17 protein-coding genes are annotated in these 16,228 nt (G+C 38.5%); all 17 read left to right on the forward strand.

Annotated features, from left to right (window positions below; translation table 11 throughout):
* The 17 genes from TH67_RS01145 (at window position 1) to nuoH (ending at window position 16,222) form a co-directional block, all read left to right on the forward strand.
* Window positions 1-1,182 (forward strand): glutathionylspermidine synthase family protein, encoded by a 1,182-nt coding sequence (locus TH67_RS01145; protein WP_072593989.1) that lies wholly within the window; start codon window positions 1-3, stop codon window positions 1,180-1,182.
* Window positions 1,183-1,184: 2 nt separating this feature from the next.
* Window positions 1,185-2,120 carry a D-2-hydroxyacid dehydrogenase gene (locus TH67_RS01150; RefSeq protein ID WP_072593990.1) on the forward strand — a complete coding sequence of 312 codons (936 nt, stop codon included), beginning with the start codon at window positions 1,185-1,187 and terminating at the stop codon, window positions 2,118-2,120.
* Window positions 2,120-2,878 carry a hypothetical protein gene (locus TH67_RS01155; RefSeq protein ID WP_072593991.1) on the forward strand — a complete coding sequence of 253 codons (759 nt, stop codon included), beginning with the start codon at window positions 2,120-2,122 and terminating at the stop codon, window positions 2,876-2,878. The genes TH67_RS01150 and TH67_RS01155 overlap by 1 nt, the downstream gene beginning before the upstream one ends.
* 16 nt (window positions 2,879-2,894) lie before the next feature.
* Window positions 2,895-3,392, forward strand: a complete 498-nt coding sequence (locus TH67_RS01160; protein WP_021090433.1) for a YajQ family cyclic di-GMP-binding protein — start codon at window positions 2,895-2,897, stop codon at window positions 3,390-3,392.
* A 309-nt stretch (window positions 3,393-3,701) separates the two neighbouring features.
* Window positions 3,702-4,493 (forward strand): YegJ family protein, encoded by a 792-nt coding sequence (locus tag TH67_RS01165; RefSeq protein WP_072593992.1) that lies wholly within the window; start codon window positions 3,702-3,704, stop codon window positions 4,491-4,493.
* A 32-nt stretch (window positions 4,494-4,525) separates the two neighbouring features.
* Window positions 4,526-5,377, forward strand: a complete 852-nt coding sequence (locus tag TH67_RS10520) for a hypothetical protein (RefSeq protein WP_257638004.1) — start codon at window positions 4,526-4,528, stop codon at window positions 5,375-5,377.
* An 8-nt stretch (window positions 5,378-5,385) separates the two neighbouring features.
* A complete protein-coding gene (locus TH67_RS10525) occupies window positions 5,386-5,844 on the forward strand; it encodes a hypothetical protein (RefSeq protein WP_257638005.1) in 459 nt (152 codons plus the stop codon).
* Window positions 5,845-6,028: 184 nt separating this feature from the next.
* Window positions 6,029-7,393 carry a coproporphyrinogen III oxidase family protein gene (locus tag TH67_RS01175; protein WP_072593993.1) on the forward strand — a complete coding sequence of 455 codons (1,365 nt, stop codon included), beginning with the start codon at window positions 6,029-6,031 and terminating at the stop codon, window positions 7,391-7,393.
* The gene (locus TH67_RS01180; protein ID WP_072593994.1) at window positions 7,393-9,027 is read left to right on the forward strand and encodes a cyclic peptide export ABC transporter; all 1,635 of its coding nucleotides are present in this window, start codon (window positions 7,393-7,395) and stop codon (window positions 9,025-9,027) included. The genes TH67_RS01175 and TH67_RS01180 overlap by 1 nt, the downstream gene beginning before the upstream one ends.
* 105 nt (window positions 9,028-9,132) lie before the next feature.
* Window positions 9,133-9,522 (forward strand): NAD(P)H-quinone oxidoreductase subunit 3, encoded by a 390-nt coding sequence (locus tag TH67_RS01185; protein ID WP_072593995.1) that lies wholly within the window; start codon window positions 9,133-9,135, stop codon window positions 9,520-9,522.
* Complete coding sequence (locus TH67_RS01190) at window positions 9,504-10,016, forward strand: NuoB/complex I 20 kDa subunit family protein (protein ID WP_021083979.1); 513 nt, start codon at window positions 9,504-9,506, stop codon at window positions 10,014-10,016. The genes TH67_RS01185 and TH67_RS01190 overlap by 19 nt, the downstream gene beginning before the upstream one ends.
* Window positions 10,013-10,777, forward strand: coding sequence for an NADH-quinone oxidoreductase subunit C (locus TH67_RS01195; protein ID WP_072593996.1), 765 nt, complete (start codon window positions 10,013-10,015; stop codon window positions 10,775-10,777). The genes TH67_RS01190 and TH67_RS01195 overlap by 4 nt, the downstream gene beginning before the upstream one ends.
* Window positions 10,774-12,003 (forward strand): NADH dehydrogenase (quinone) subunit D, encoded by a 1,230-nt coding sequence (gene nuoD / locus TH67_RS01200; RefSeq protein ID WP_072593997.1) that lies wholly within the window; start codon window positions 10,774-10,776, stop codon window positions 12,001-12,003. The genes TH67_RS01195 and nuoD overlap by 4 nt, the downstream gene beginning before the upstream one ends.
* Entirely contained in the window at window positions 12,000-12,230 is a 231-nt protein-coding gene (locus TH67_RS01205; protein WP_072593998.1) for an NADH-ubiquinone oxidoreductase subunit E family protein, read from the forward strand. Before nuoD ends, TH67_RS01205 begins: the two co-directional genes overlap by 4 nt.
* Window positions 12,227-12,937 carry an NADH dehydrogenase gene (locus TH67_RS01210; RefSeq protein WP_072593999.1) on the forward strand — a complete coding sequence of 237 codons (711 nt, stop codon included), beginning with the start codon at window positions 12,227-12,229 and terminating at the stop codon, window positions 12,935-12,937. Before TH67_RS01205 ends, TH67_RS01210 begins: the two co-directional genes overlap by 4 nt.
* On the forward strand, window positions 12,934-15,234 hold the full coding sequence (locus TH67_RS01215; protein WP_072594000.1) for an NADH-quinone oxidoreductase subunit G: 2,301 nt from the start codon (window positions 12,934-12,936) through the stop codon (window positions 15,232-15,234). Before TH67_RS01210 ends, TH67_RS01215 begins: the two co-directional genes overlap by 4 nt.
* Window positions 15,227-16,222, forward strand: a complete 996-nt coding sequence (gene nuoH, locus TH67_RS01220) for an NADH-quinone oxidoreductase subunit NuoH (RefSeq protein WP_072594001.1) — start codon at window positions 15,227-15,229, stop codon at window positions 16,220-16,222. Before TH67_RS01215 ends, nuoH begins: the two co-directional genes overlap by 8 nt.
* The last annotated feature ends 6 nt before the right edge of the window (window positions 16,223-16,228 follow it).

The following is a 16,228-nucleotide window of genomic DNA, read 5'->3' on the forward strand; positions in this document are numbered from 1 at the left end:
ATGATAAATTTAAGAAAAATCACTCCGTTAAATAACGAATTTATGGAAAGAATCGGCTTTGCGTGGCACACAGATAATGACAATAGCTCATATATCGCAGATGAGATCGTACAGGTAAAAGCAAGTGAAGCGGATGCTTATTATGAGGCGGCAAATGAGCTATACGATATGTATGTAAATGCCGCTCAGCACGTCATTGACAATAACCTTTTTCACGAGATAGGCATACCGTTTAATCTCGTTGATAGTATCAAAAATAGCTGGGAAAATGACGTTCACTGGCACCTTTACGGCAGGTTTGATCTAGCAGGTGGGCTTGATGACAAGCCGATAAAACTGATAGAATTTAACGCCGATACGCCAACGGCGGTCTTTGAGACAGCGATTATCCAGTGGGCGATGCTAAAGCTAAATCATATGGATGAAGCCGAACAATTTAATAACCTTTACGAAGCTTTAAAACAAAATTTCAAGCGTCTAATCACACTTGGTGACAATAATGTAAATTTCGAGGATGTTTACGAGGGTTGGGGGATACTCTTTAGCTCTATCGCTGGTAGTATCGAGGACGAGCAAACCGTGAAATTGCTGCAATACATCGCAAAAGAGGCCGGCTTTAAAACCGACTTTGCCTACGTTGATGAGGTCGTTTTTAACGATGACGAGGGCATTTTTAAAGGCGATGAAAATTTTGAATACTGGTTTAAGCTTGTGCCTTGGGAGAGCATAGCGATCGATGAAGGCGAGCTAGCACTCATACTCTCAAATATCATCAAAAATCAAAAAGCCATCATCATAAACCCAGCCTACACGTTACTTTTCCAAAGCAAGGGAATTTTAAAAATTCTTTGGGATCTTTATCCAAATCACCCGCTCTTGCTTGAGACTTCAAACGAGCCACTAAAAGGCAAAAAATATGTGAAAAAGCCGGTATTTGGTAGAGAGGGCGCAAACGTCTCGATACACGATGAAAACGGCGCGCAAATAGCAAGTAACGAGGGCGAATACGACTCAAATAAAGCCATTTATCAAGAATTTTACGAGTTTAATCAAGATGAAAGAGGCGATAACTACCAAGCAGGCGTATTTTACGCTTATGAAGCGTGTGCGCTTGGATATAGAAAGGGCGGCAAAATTTTAGATAACTACTCTAAATTTGTAGGACATTTCATTAAGGACTAAAGATGAAGATCGTTTGTTTAGACGCGGCCACGCTGGGAGAAAACGTAGATCTTAGTGTTTTTAAGAAATTTGGCGAGTTTATCAGTTACCAAAAAACAAAAAGCGAAGAGGTCGTGCCTCGTCTAAAAGGCGTTGATGTGGTCATCACAAACAAAGTCGTCATCGACAAAGCCGTGATGGATGCGCTAAATTTAAAGCTTATCTGCATAAGTGCAACTGGGATGAATAATGTCGATCTAGAGCACGCAAAAGCTAAAAATATAGCTGTTAAAAACGTCGCTGGCTACTCAACAGCAAGCGTCGTGCAGCACACATTTGCCATGCTTTTTGAGCTAACAAATCGCATCAAATTTTATGATGAATACGTAAAAAGTGGCGAGTGGGTGAAAAGCGAAATTTTCACCTATCTTGGCGCAGACATCAGCGAGATCGCTGGTAAAGAATTTGGCATCATCGGACTTGGTGAGATAGGTCGTGGCGTGGCGGTAGTGGCACGTGCATTTGGCGCAAATGTGAGCTACTACTCGACAAGCGGAGCAAATACAAATAGCGAATTTAAGCAAAAAAGCCTAGATGAGCTACTAAGAAGTAGCGACATCATCAGCATCCATGCACCGCTAAATGAAAAGACTAGAAATTTACTAGGCGCAAACGAGATAAATTTGCTAAAAGATGATGCGATAGTGCTAAATTTAGGACGTGGTGGCATAGTGGATGAAGCTGCGATGGCGAGGGCGATAGATGAGAGAAATTTACGCTTTGGCACCGACGTTTTAGAAAGCGAGCCAATGAGCGAAAATAGCCCATTTTTAAATGTAAAAAACAAAGAAAATCTACTCATCACGCCGCACGTGGCATGGGGTAGCCTGGAGGCTAGAAAGACGCTCATCGCAAAGATCGTCGCAAACATCGAAAATTTCATCAATGAGAGCAAGTAATGGGCTATGATATAAGCCATCACGCTATTAGCGAAGATGAAATTTCAAAGTGGTATTTTGAGGCACTTGAGCTTGCAAGGGCTGGTAAATTTGACGAGGTTTTAGTGCTTGCCAGCAAGGCTGGCATAGAGGAATTTTACGCGCAAAAGTACAAAGATACGCTAAATGCTGCGTTGCAGTATAAAGACGATGAAATTTTTAATAAAACTCACGGCTTTTGTATCGCCGTCACACAAGGATTTTTTAGAAAATATTTCTACACTCGGGGCACAGCACTAAGCTCTTTGGCACAGCAAAATGAGAAATTTAAAAACTACATTAGCAACTGGCAAGAAATTTTACCAAGTGAGTTTTTGGATAAATTTAGTGGCGAAATTTATAATGAGATCACCGAAAACTACTGCTGTGGCGCTTATGTGAGCGCTAAAAACGTAGCTAAACTAAAGGCTGACTATGAAGCAGGTGGCGAGGTAAAAGAGGCGGTTGATGGTTTTTACGCTCAAAATTTACCTGCATTTTTAGATGCTCTAAACTATGCATGCGAGCTAGAAACAGGCCTGCTTGAGGCCACTGAGGTCGTGGAGCCAAATCCACTTGATCTAAACAAATCAAGCTCGTATTCAAACCTCTTTAACTGCGATCCAAAGGGTGCTATCATCTACGCACAGACCGCAGTGCAGCAGATTGGCGAGGCTATAAATCAAGAAGAGACTGGCAAAAAGTCGATTTTTGAGAAGATCAAAGGGCTATTTAAATAAATTTAAAAGGATAAAAATGGCAACTGAGCATAGTTTTGATATAAGTGCCGAGGTCGATATGATGGAGGTTAAAAACGCGCTGGAGACGGCAAAAAAAGAGATCGCGGCGAGGTATGACTTTAAAGGGCTTGCGGCTGAGGTAGAGCTAAACGAAAAAGAAAAATTTATCACGCTTCTTAGCTCAAGCGACAACAAGATCGACGCACTAAAAGACATCGTGATCTCAAAGCTCATCAAGCGAAACATCCCACCAGTAGCGATCACAGAGACAAAAAGAGAGCCAGCGAGTGGTGGAAATTTAAAGGCGACACTAAAGCTAAATGACACACTTGACGCTGAAAACTCAAAAAAGATAACCAAAGCGATCAAAGACTCAAAGATCAAAGTGAGCGCGCAGATAAGGGGTGAAGAGATCAGAGTGACAAGCAAAAGCATAGATGATCTGCAGGAGTGTATAAAGCTCGTTAGGGGGTTAAATTTAGAACTTCCAATAAGCTTTAAAAATCTAAAATAACAGCTTCTCGTGAGTGTCTTTAAATGAGCTAGAAAAATTTTCACTCCGTAGGCTATATGCCTAGCGCACGCTTATTTTTTAGTCGCAACATTTAAATCCATCTCACGACATTTTTGTTTAAATTTGAAGTTGGTAGGCTAAATTTTGAAATCATTACGTAATTTTTGGATTTAAAATTTTGTAGGATTTTGGGCTAAATTTGCGAAATTTCGCATAGTTTTTGTATTTAAAATTTGTCGGATTTATGAGTGAAATTTATCTTATCATTTTGCATTCAATTTTGATCTACCTAAAAAAGAAGGACAAAAAATGAGCTTTTTTAAGAAAATTCTCGGTAAACAAATCGATCTTGGCAAGCAAATGCCGATCTATTTTGTAAGTAGCGACGAAGACTACATGCAGCGTGCATTTGAGCAAGCTCGTGAGAGCTTTAGATATTTTTGGCGTGAGGTTTACTGGGAGCGCCACAGGATCGTACCTATGCTTGACTATGCAATGGTAAAAATTTGCTTTTTAGATGTCGTAAATGGCGAAGAAGTTGGCGAGCACATGTGGATAGACGATGTGGAATTTGATGGCGAAACGATATATGGAACACTCGTAAACGAGCCTGACGCCGTGCAAAACGTTAAAGTAGGCGATCAAGTAAGCGTGAAGATAGATGAGATGAGCGACTGGCTCTTTGCGATAGATGGACGTGCATACGGCGGATTTAGCGTGCAGGCGATGCGTTCACGCATGCAAAAGAAAGAGCTAAAAGAGCACGATAAAGAGTGGGGGCTTGATTTTGGGGATTTTAACGATATTTTGGTAGTTTATGAGCAAAAAGAGCATCCTGAAAATTTGATAGAGCATCCAATGAGCAAAAATACATATGAGCAAGTAAAGCAATATATAAAAGAGCACCCAAATATGGTCACGGATGCTGATGAGTTTGGCTATACGCAGCTTCACCACGAGGCGATCGCAGGAAATTTAAATCTTGTAAATCTTTTACTAGAAAACGGCGCTGATAAAAATGCCCGCACAAAAAGTGGCAAAATAGCGGCTGATTTTGCTGAGAATTTAGGCTGGAGCGAAATCGCAAAGGTGCTTAAATAGCAAAATTTGTAAATTTAATTTAGGGACAAAATTTGAGTTATCAAGATATTTTAAATAAAAAAGATGAGAGCGTTAAAAACTCTATAAATTTTATAAATTTCGTTAAGGCAAAGTTTTCAAACGCTAACATAGCAAGCAGCAAACAAGGCAAGCTCATAGCTCTTTTAAATGAAGAATATGAGTCTTATCTTGAGCTAAATAGAACAAATTTTATTGAAATTTCAAAAAAACTTAACGAATTAAAAAAGCAAATTTGTTTTATGATTTTGGATATAAAAGATGAGATTATAAAAGATTTCGATGAGAAAAACTATGAAATTTATATAGGTGCAAGCTATAAGGAACCAGAATATCTTGAAAAAATTAAAAATGATTTGCTAAATAACACTTATTTTGAGAGTAGACTCAGCGAATATTCAGCAAATTTAAAGACTAATTTTATAAAAAATTGCGTGGAAAATTTCTTTAAATATTCAAATTTTATCGTGCCAATCGCTAGTATCTTTTGCTACTTTTTATATTTTGGCTTTGAAGTAAAATATTTCCCGATTTTAGACAGCTCAGAGATGATATTTACAGGTATTTTGCTATTTTGTGCGACTGCATTTATCACGGTTTTTGAGATCGGTATCTTAGTCTTTGTCTCAAACCTTTATCAAAATGACAATAAAAAATACAAATTTAAAAAGCCAAAATTTCTCTTTTTCTATAGCTCAAATTTCATATATTTTTTGACATCCATATCATTTTTCATTTTTGCTTTTATAGCTCATAGGCTTTCTTGTAATTTACTAATGATACTATCGCTATTTCCGCTCTCTTATATCTGTGTAAATTTAGCGGTTTTTTTAAGGATAGATCAAATTTTGTTATATATTTCTTGACTATTATAATGCTTATTTTATTTATCGCATCGACTGTTATTTCAAATAGCATTAGTGGATTTTTGGCACTTTGGATATTATTTTGCTCTTTTATGCTCTCATTCATTCTTGGAATAGCTAGCATAAAAGAGGCGAAAGATTTTACTATTATTTTTTATTCGGCGCTCATTTTCATGATCATTTCAAACTCTCTTTTATTTATAAAATACACAGCAAAAACGCTTGCTATAGGAAATGTTGATTATAAATTTTTACTTATTGACAAAAGCGCTTTAAAAGCTTTGCCAAGCTCGTTTTGCGAGACAAAAGATAAAGACCGAACGGCTTGCGAGATAGATAAAAAGGCAGTTAAAATTTATGACGTGAAGTCACTTTGCAATATTGGTAAATTTTATTATTTGCAGACGAAAGATGGAGTAAAATTTGAGCTTGATGCAAGCAAAATTATCTCAAGAGCTAAGAAGTAACTTCCTTAAGCTTTGGGGCTAAAATTTGATCGATACGTGAAATTTGCAGATTTAATAAATTAAAATTTATAGGCCAAATTTATGTGGCTAAGCTAAAAATTTCTTTAGCACAAGGCTAAATTTATTAAAAGTTAGCTATCCTAACACATAAATTTAAAACCAAACTTATTTAAGGCGATTAGTTATGATATTTAAAAATATTGTCGAGAATTTTGCCGTAAATTACGCTCATAATTCTATTCAAAGATCACTATATAATGAATTTAATATAGACATTTTAACCACAGCCTACACCAAAACTCCCAAAAAAGACAAAAAGTATATGCTCTACGCACATGTACCATTTTGTCACACATTTTGCCCGTATTGCTCGTTTCATAAGTACCACTATGAACAAGAGCTTGCAAAAATTTACTTTGAAAATTTACGTGAGGAGATGAGGCAGGTTAAAGAGGCTGGATTTGACTTTGATTCACTTTATGTTGGTGGTGGCACAACGCTTATAAATGAGCCTGAGCTTGAAAAGACACTTAAACTTGCAAAAGAGCTTTTTAGTATAGATGAAATTTCAGCAGAAAGCGATCCAAATCACATCTCACCCGAGAGTTTAGCTAGATTTGATGGATTAATAGATCGACTAAGCGTTGGCGTACAAAGCTTTGATGATGAAACGTTAAAAAGAGTTGGCAGATATGAAAAATTTGGCTCAGCCAAGGAGATAAAAAGAAAGCTTGAGCTTGCTCTTGGTAAGATCCCAGTCATTAGCCTCGATCTCATCTTTAACCTGCCAAATCAAACAAAAGAGCAGCTCATAAACGACATAAATACTGCAAAATCGATCTCTCCACAACAAATCACCTTCTATCCACTCATGAAATCAGAGCTAACAAGAGAGAATATAGCTCGCTCGCTTGGTGTTTCAAACGTCGATAACGAGCGTGATTTTTATGAGATAATCACTGAAGAATTTAGCAAAAGTAACTACAAACAAAGCAACGCTTGGGCATTTTCAAACGAAAAAAGTGCCGACCTTCGCGACGAATATGTTGGCTCAAATTTAGAGTATCTTGGCGTTGGCAGTGGAGCATTTAGTTTTCTTAACGGTGAGCTTGTAATAAATGCGTTTAATCTACTTGAATACGGCAAAAGGATAAAAAATAGGCAAAGCCCAGTCATTGCAAAATGTGGTTTTAGCAAGAAAGAGAGACTTAAATACACATTTTTAACAAGGCTTTTTGATGGCGGAGTTGATATTAAAAGATATAACGATGAAAATAACACAAACATTAACAAAGCCTTATTTATGGAGCTTAGCTTACTTAAACTTGTAAATGCGATATACGAAGAAAATGGCATTATAAAGCCGACATTTTTTGGCAAATATATCTGCATCGTGCTTATGCGTGATTTTTACGCTGGTATGGACAAAGTTCGTGCGATATTTAAGGATGATGCTAAGATAAAACGAAGCAAGGTACTTCGTATAATGAGCGAAAATACTGAACAAAAGTATGAGCCAAATATCATTCAGCCACGAGCTGCGATGTAATGCTTGCAAATTTAATCAAAAAAAACATCTATCAAATTTCTAAAATAGTGTTATTAACACTCCTATTTAGCGGACTTGGTGTCTGGACTCTTTCATTTATAAATAATGAGCTTGTAAGTTTAAAAGAATTTGACACCTTTGTAGCGGTTAAATTTATAGTGGTTTTGCTCTTATTTTTTGCAAGCGCTATCTCTGCAAATATATCGCTTACGAATTTTGGGCATAAATTTATCTATGAGCTAAGATATCAAAGTGTAAAGCAAATTTTAGATACGCCAAATAGCGTGATAAACGAGATCGGCAAGGCAAAGATCATAGCTAGCCTAAATAATGACATAAAAACGATCACATTTGCTTTTATGAGCGCTACTGGCTTTATACAAAGCTTGGTTTTTATCATCTGTGCCAGCATCTATCTTTGTGTAATCGCTCCAAAAATTTTTATCTTTTTATCCATTTGGATCGGTGCAACTCTTTTTATAAATACGCTTTTTATGAAAAAAATTCATCTTTATTTTAAGTATTCTAGAGTTCAAGATGACGCATTGCAAAAGCACTACGACGATATCGTAGAGGGGCATAGAGAGCTTAGTTTAAATAGAGCAAGGGCAAGTGTCTGCTTTGATGAGTTAAATTTTACAGGCGATAAAAAACGCCAAAATATGGTAAAAGCTGATATTTATCACGCATTAAGTGATAATTTCACAAACATTATGCTTCTTGGCTCAGTTGGTCTTTGTGTATTTTTGTGCGTAGCATTTGACTGGGCGAGCCTGCAAACTGCGCTTAGCATAAGTCTTACGATACTATTTTTAAGAGGCTCATTTATGAGCATGGTTGGCTCCATACCAGCTGCACTTAGCGCAAAAGTGAGTTTAGAAAAGATCATGAGTTTAAATATAAATAAATTTAAGGAAGGCTTTAAATTTGACGATAGCCTAAGCGATAATTGGCAAAACATAAAAATAAAAGATATAAATTTCAACTACACTCACGGCAAATTTAGCCTAAAAGACGTAAATTTAGAGATCAAACGCGGCGAGATAACATTTATCATCGGTAAAAATGGTAGCGGCAAAAGTACGCTTATAAATTTACTTTGCGGGCTAATGCGTCCAAGTAGTGGCGATATTTACCTTGATAGCACAAAGATAGATGAAAGAAATTTACAAAGCTACCAGGCAAAGATTAGCGCTATTTTTGCCGATTTTTATCTATTTTCACAAACGCTCTCTCATAATGGCTTCGCTAGCCAAAGCGAAATAGACGAGCTTTTAGCCTTACTTGAGATCGATAAAAAAGTAAGTGTCATAGATAATAAACTTAGTACCACGCAACTCTCAACCGGTCAGCGAAAGCGTCTAAGTCTTTTAATAGCTATTTTAGAGCACCGCTCTATCCTTATCCTAGATGAATGGGCAGCCGATCAAGATCCACTCTTTAAGCGAAAATTTTATAAAGAAATTTTGCCATTTTTACAAAGTAAAGGCATAAGTATAATCGCTGTTAGCCACGATGATAGTTACTTTGATGTAGCAACTAGGATCATCTTGGTAAAAGATGGCTTTGTGCGTGAACTAGACGAGGGCGAGCGAATAAGTGCTGCAAAGGATGCAGTCGAGAAGATAAAATAGGAGTAATTTTTACACAAAAGCACAATACTCACCCTACTCTTAAGCCGTTTCAAGCTCAAATAAATTTAAATTTAGTAGAATCTTAAAAATTAAAAAAGGCAAAGTATGTCACATTCAGAGCTTGAAAGCACCTATTTTGGTGCATTTATCATACTTTTACTAGCGACTTGTTCATTTTGTTTAATAACATTCTTATCTTCAAAAATAAGTAAAAAATTAGCCAACCGCAATACCGAGCGCTTAAAACTTGGCTTTTATGAGTGTGGTCCAACCACCGTAAAACAGCCAAATAAGATAAATATCCACTACTTTTTTTATGGAATTTTATTTATTTTGTTTGATGTTGAAGTCATCTTTATGTATCCGTGGGCGGTGGATTTTAGGCTACTTGGAATTTTTGGACTAATCGAAATGTTACTTTTTGTGGCGATTTTACTTATCGGCTTTGCTTATGCTTGGCAAAAAGGAGTCTTTAAATGGCAAAGCATCAGATAAATTACGCTGCAAATGGCGGTTTGCCAGTAGTTTTAACAACAGTTGACAAGCTAGTTCAGTGGGGCAGGAGCAACTCACTTTGGGCACTTAGCTACGGGCTTGCTTGCTGTGCGATCGAGATGATGGCAAGTGGCGCTAGCAGATATGACTTTGATAGGTTTGGTACCATTTTTAGGGCTAGCCCAAGACACTCAGAGGTGATGATTATAGCTGGCACGCTAACTAAAAAGCACGCTGAATTTACAAGGCGCCTTTACGACCAGATGCCTGAGCCAAAGTGGGTCATCTCGATGGGTAGCTGTGCGAATACTGGCGGCATGTTTAATACCTACTCTACCGTTCAAGGTGTCGATAGAATAATACCAGTTGATATCTACATCCCAGGCTGTGCCCCGCGCCCAGAGACGCTTCAGTACGCACTTATGATGCTTCAAAAAAAGATAAGAAAACAAAGTGCATTTAGGGCGCAAAAGCCAAGAAAGCTAGATATATGAGAGAGTATAAGCCAAAAAACGACCTGCAAAAAAAGCAGTACTACAGCGAGAAATTTTACATCGCCAAGCAGACGCCAAAAGAAGCAGCAAATGGCTCTAAATTTGACGAGGAGCTCGCTGTTTTAGAGCAAAGCGGAGTGCAAATTTTATCTAGCTACGTGGAGTTTGACCAGCTTGTTCTCTACGTAAATTCTAGTGAAAATTTTAAAGCGCTTGAAGTGTTAAAAGGCTTTGGCTACGAGCAGCTTTGTGAGCTTGCGGCGATTGATTATATAGCGCAAAAAGGTGGATACGAGGTCTTTTATCAGCTTTTAAGTGTTAGTAAAAATAGGCGCACGCGAGTAAAGTGCTTTGTCAAAAAGGACGAAATGCTAAAAAGCGTCTGCGAGCTTTATAAAAGCGCAAACTGGGCGGAGCGTGAGATGTATGATCTAAGTGGCGTCTTAATCAAAGATCATCCAAATTTAAAGCGTCTTATAATGCCTGATGACTGGCACTCGCACCCACTCTTAAAGAGCTATCCGCTAGTTGGCGACGAGGCTGCTAAATGGTACGAGGTGGATAAAATTTTTGGGCGTGAGTTTAGAGAGCAGATCGGCGAAGAGAACCGCGACCCAGCCTTTGTGAACGAGAAAGATACCTTTGGCTTTTCACGTGTCTTTGACGAAAATGAAGACTATGAATATCAAGAAGAAGGCGGCGTGAGATTTGTCAAAAAGGCTAAATTTAACCAAAGCCAGATAGTAAAGGAAAGACCTTGAGCCAGTCACCAAACCTCTTAAAACCATTTTTTGAAAATTTAGAATTTGAGCAAAATGATGGCAAGATGATACTAAATTTTGGCCCACAGCACCCAAGCGCTCATGGTCAGCTAAAACTAGTGCTTGAGCTTGATGGCGAAAAGGTCGTGCGCGCTATGCCAGAGGTTGGCTTCATGCACCGAGGCGTTGAAAAGATGGCTGAAAATATGACCTATCAGGAATTTATCCCAATAACTGACAGGGTGGATTACATCGCCTCAAGTGCGAATAACTACGCATTTTGCGCAGCTGTGGAGAAGCTTTGCGCCATAGAAGTGCCTCGCCGTGCGCAGATCATTAGAGTGATGCTTTTAGAGCTAAACCGCATCAGCTCGCACCTTTTATTTTTAGCTACGCACGCCCTTGACGTGGGGGCTATGAGCGTATTTTTATACGCATTTAGAGAGCGCGAATACGTCCTTGATCTCATAGAAAAATACTGCGGCGCAAGGCTAACTCACAGCTCGATAAGGATCGGTGGTGTGCCACTTGATCTGCCTGATGGCTGGTGCGAAGAGTTGCTTAAATTTTGCGAGAAATTTCCAAGCGACATCACGCTTTATGAAGATCTGCTAAGCGAAAATAGAATTTGGCAAGCAAGGCTAATAGACGTGGGCGTAGTTAGCAAAGAGCTAGCTCTTAGTAGCGGCTGCTCTGGCGTCATGCTAAGAGCAAGTGGCATCGCGCGCGACATCAGAAAAGAAGAGCCATATCTCATCTACGACGAGCTAGAATTTGACGTGCCTTACGCCACCAAGGGCGACTGCTACGCGAGATACCTACTTTATATGAAAGAGATGCGAGAATGCGTGAAAATTTTAAAGCAGTGCGTTAGCAAGTATCAGACAAGTAACCCCGCTATCATCGCCGACGCACCAGAGTATGTGAGCGCCTCAAAAGAGCAGATAATGAGCCAAAACTACTCTTTGATGCAGCATTTTGTGCTAATAACTCAAGGACTAAAGCCACCAAAAGGTGAAATTTATTTTGCTAGCGAATCGCCAAAGGGCGAGCTTGGAATTTATATAAACTCAGACGGTAGCGCAAGCCCATATCGCCTAAAAATTCGCACACCAAGCTTTTGGCACTGCGCTATTTATGAAGATTTATTGGTAGGCCAGTACGTTGCTGACGTCGCTACGATAATTGGTAGCACAAATATCATCTTAGGCGAGGTCGATAGATGAGAAGGGTCGATCTTAGGCACTTAAAGAGTGAGTTTTTGAGCGCTCTTGGACAGCAGATAAAGGCTAGCGAGGCTGGCGAAGTGATTATATTTTTATTTGAGATAGGTGATTTTAGCGGCGTGACAAAGGCTGTAAATTTAGCCTATAATCTAAACTGCGAAGTGATGAACTCGCTTAAATTTAACCAAGTTGATTGGGTATTAACCATAAAAAAGGGCAAGATATGAAATTTAATGATTTAATAGCAGGCAAAAGCTTAAGCATCGCAAATTTACTAAGCTTGAGCGATAAAAATTTAGCAAAAAAGATAAAAGAGCATGAGTTTAAATACATCTCTTGCATCGAAGATAACGAGCTTGGCGGCGAAAATTTAATACGCTGCGAAATAGGCTCAATAAGCTACGTCTTGGCTCTTCTTTGCAAATACGCAAATTTATCTTGCGATGAGTTTTTTAGCGAGCTTGATGATGGACTGATAAGTGGCGAGTGCAACGTGGGCGAGGAGGAGTTTGAGGAGCTTGGCGAGTGGATAAAGGACGTTAAAAACATCGTTATTGATGATTCATTTTTTACTCATCCAGATAAAGATGCGATCTTTTGGCTACTTGAAATTTTAGGCAAAAATGTCATTTTGGCTGGTGATTGCAGGAAAGAATTTAATGATTATCACAAAATAGACGAGCTAAAAGAGCTTGAAAATTTTGATGGAGCAGTCGTTTATCTAAACAAAAATGCAAGTGATGAGATCGTAGGTGGCGTGCAATTTGGTATCGTAGCAAAGGCAAAAGATGGCGATATGCTAGAGCTTAAAGCAAAAGATTTTAGTGTGAAGGCAAAATTTAAACTAGACCATTCGCTAAAAGGCACAGTTGCGATATTTGGCGCAAAAGATTTTGATGGATACGCATTTAAGCAAGTAGTAGTTAGTAAATGAAAATAAGCATAGATGATCAAATTTTAGAAGCAGATGAAGGCGAGAGCATCTTAAATATCGCAAGAGCAAATGGAATTTATATCCCAGCTCTTTGCTATCTTAGCGGCTGCTCACCAACTCTTGCTTGTAGGCTTTGCATGGTCGAGGCAAACGGTAAAGTAGTTTATAGCTGCAACGCCAAAGCAAAAGAGGATATGCAAATTTATACAAACACGCCAGAAATCGCTGCCGAGCGAAATGCGATCATGCAGACTTACTGCGTAAATCATCCGATTCAATGTGGCGTTTGTGACAAAAGCGGCGAATGTGAACTACAAAATTTAACCACACATCTAAAGGTAAATGAACAAAAATTTGCCATCGCTGACACGCACAAACCACATAAAAAATGGGGGCTAATCAACTACGATCCAGCTCTTTGCATAGTCTGCGAAAGATGTGTCACTGTTTGTAAAGATAGGATCGGCGAGAGTGCGCTAAAGACCGTACCAAGGGGCGTTGAAGTGCCAAAAGAGCTAAAAGAGAGTATGCCAAAAGATGCCTATGCTGTTTTTAGCAAGATGCAAAAAAGCTTAATAGGCCCAAGCGTGGGCGAGAGTTTAGACTGCTCATTTTGTGGCGAGTGTATCAGCGTTTGCCCTACTGGAGCACTTATTAGTTCGCATTTTCAATATAGCACAAATATCTGGGAGCTAAGTCCTATTCCAGCAGCAAATCCACATCAAAGCGATTGCGAGCTAATTTACTATGACGTAAAAGAAAAGAGCACTAGCGACAGAAGTAAGCAAATTTACCGCGTCAGCAATGATTTTACATTTGGCGAGATAAGTGGAGCAGCTAGGTTTGGTTATGACTTTCACAACGAGCTTGCCTGTAAGAATGAAGAGAAATTTGAAGAGATTGTTTTAAATATTAAAAATGGCGCGATCAAAAATATAAAATTTAATAGCTTTATCACGAACGAAGAGGCCCTTATTTTAGAGCGTTTAAGAGAGAAATTTGATCTAAATTTAATAAATAATGAAGCGCTAAATTATCAAAAATTTTTAAATAAATTTAGCGAATTTAGTGGGCTTAGCTCATATAACGCAGACTATGAAGATATTAAAAATAGCGATTTTATCATCAGTGCTGGCAGTTTCTTAAGGCATGAGAGTCCAGTGACAAGCTTTAAGTTAAATAACGCTTTAAAAATGAATAAAGCAGCTGGAATTTACTTTCATCACATAGCCGATGAGATCGTTAAAAAATATTCTAAAAATTTTATCTATGTAACGCATGAAGCTGGAAAATTAGAGCAAATTTTACTTTTTATACTTAAAAACTGGGGTGAGAATTTACCAGCAGCACTTCAGGCTAGACTTGAAAAATTTGATAAGAGCTTTGGCTTAGAGATAGCCACCCTCTGCGAGAGCAAGGCTAAATTTACGCTCATTTTAGGAAGCGATTTTTATACGGACGAAAATGCAGATTTACTAGCAGCACTTACTGGAGTGATCGCAAGAGCTACGCCGTTTCGTGTGATGCTAATACCGCCACGCACAAACTCACTTGGCGTTGCTAAAATTTGCACTCTTACAAGCGAAAAAAAGCCTGGCAAGACGCTTGGCTATAACGAAAATGGTGATTATAAATTTAGCATCTTTGAAGGCGATATCGATGCTAGCGCACTAAATCAGCAAGAAGGCACATTTACAAGCATAAATAACGCCTTAGTGCCAACAAATGTGGCGATACCGCACAAAGGTTATTTTCTAAACAATATCGCAAACGCGCTTGGACTAATGGCTAAAAATACGATTGATTACACGCCAAATTTACCAAAAGAAAAGGGTTATAAAGGCATTAAATTTGATGATTTAGAAAATTTTTACGCAAACGACGGCACAAGCCACAGAGGCTACAAGCTTGAAATTTCAAATTTCACACCAAATGATGATATAGAGCCACTTTTAAAAGATAGCAAGAGCATAATTTTAAAAGATGACGAGGCACTTATAAATCTTGCAAATCCTATAAATTTGCCATCATTTTTTGCGAACTATGCCACACAAACAGCCAAAAGAGCGAAGCTTTATGCAAGTAGCGAATTTATGGCTAAATTTGAAATTTCACAAAATGAAGCAATTATTTTAGAAAAAGATGAGCATAAGCTTGCCATTTGCGTGGAGCTTGATAGCGAGCTTGGCGGAGTCGCTGCGTATTTAGGCGATTATGACGATAAGCTTGATGTGGGGGTTATATTTAATGGCAAAAGCTACGCCGTAGTTAAAATCATAAAGGCAAAAGATGAATGAAACACTATTTTTTGTGCTAAGCACTATCATTAAAGCCGTGGTCATCTTAGCCGTCATGGCAAGCCTTGCAGGGCTTGCAACCTATGCTGAGAGAAAGGTACTAGCCTACATGCAGCGCCGCGTGGGACCTGATATGGTAGGGCCAGCTGGAATTTTACAGATAGTAGCTGACATGATAAAACTCTTTACAAAAGAGGACATCGTACCAGCAAATACGAATAAATTTATCTTTTTAATAGCTCCACTAATATCAGCCATTGCCGCCTTTGCAGCGCTTGCACCTGTGCCGTTTTTGCCTGAGTTTGAAATTTTTGGACATACATTACGTCCGATTCTCTCAGATATAAATGTTGGTATTTTATACATCGCTGGTGTTGCTTCAGTTTGCGTCTTTTCTCCACTTGCAGCAGGTCTTGCAAGCTATAATAAATTTGCATTAATTAGTGCAGCTCGCGCAGTAGTCTCACTTCTTAGTTTCGAAATAGTCGCTGGCATGGCTCTTTTAAGCGTCGTAATGGTAACTAGCTCACTCTCACTTGTGGATATAAACAACTATCAAAAAGGAATTTTTGGCTGGCTTATATTTAAGCAGCCCCTTGCCTTTTTACTCTTTTTAATAGCAAGCTTCGTAGAGTGCAATAGAACGCCATTTTGCTTAACAGAAAACGAAACAGAAATAGTAGCAGGCTATGGCACCGAGTATAGCGGCATGAGATGGGCGATGTTTTTCATCGGCGAGTACACAAATATGATCGCTGCTAGCATCATCATTACGATTTTATTTTTAGGTGGATTTAACGAATTTTTATTTATCCCAGGTGCTTTAATGATCATCTTAAAATCAAGCATTGTCTTTTTCTTTTTTCTTTGGGTAAGGGCTTCATGGGCACATTTAAGAGTTGATCAGTTAAGTGCATTTTGCTGGAAAATTTTACTTCCGCTTGGAATTTTAAATATCGTAATCACTGGCTTTATGCTACTAATCTAAGGCGAA

It is taken from the genome of Campylobacter concisus (assembly GCF_001891085.1).
GTDB lineage: Bacteria > Campylobacterota > Campylobacteria > Campylobacterales > Campylobacteraceae > Campylobacter_A > Campylobacter_A concisus_O.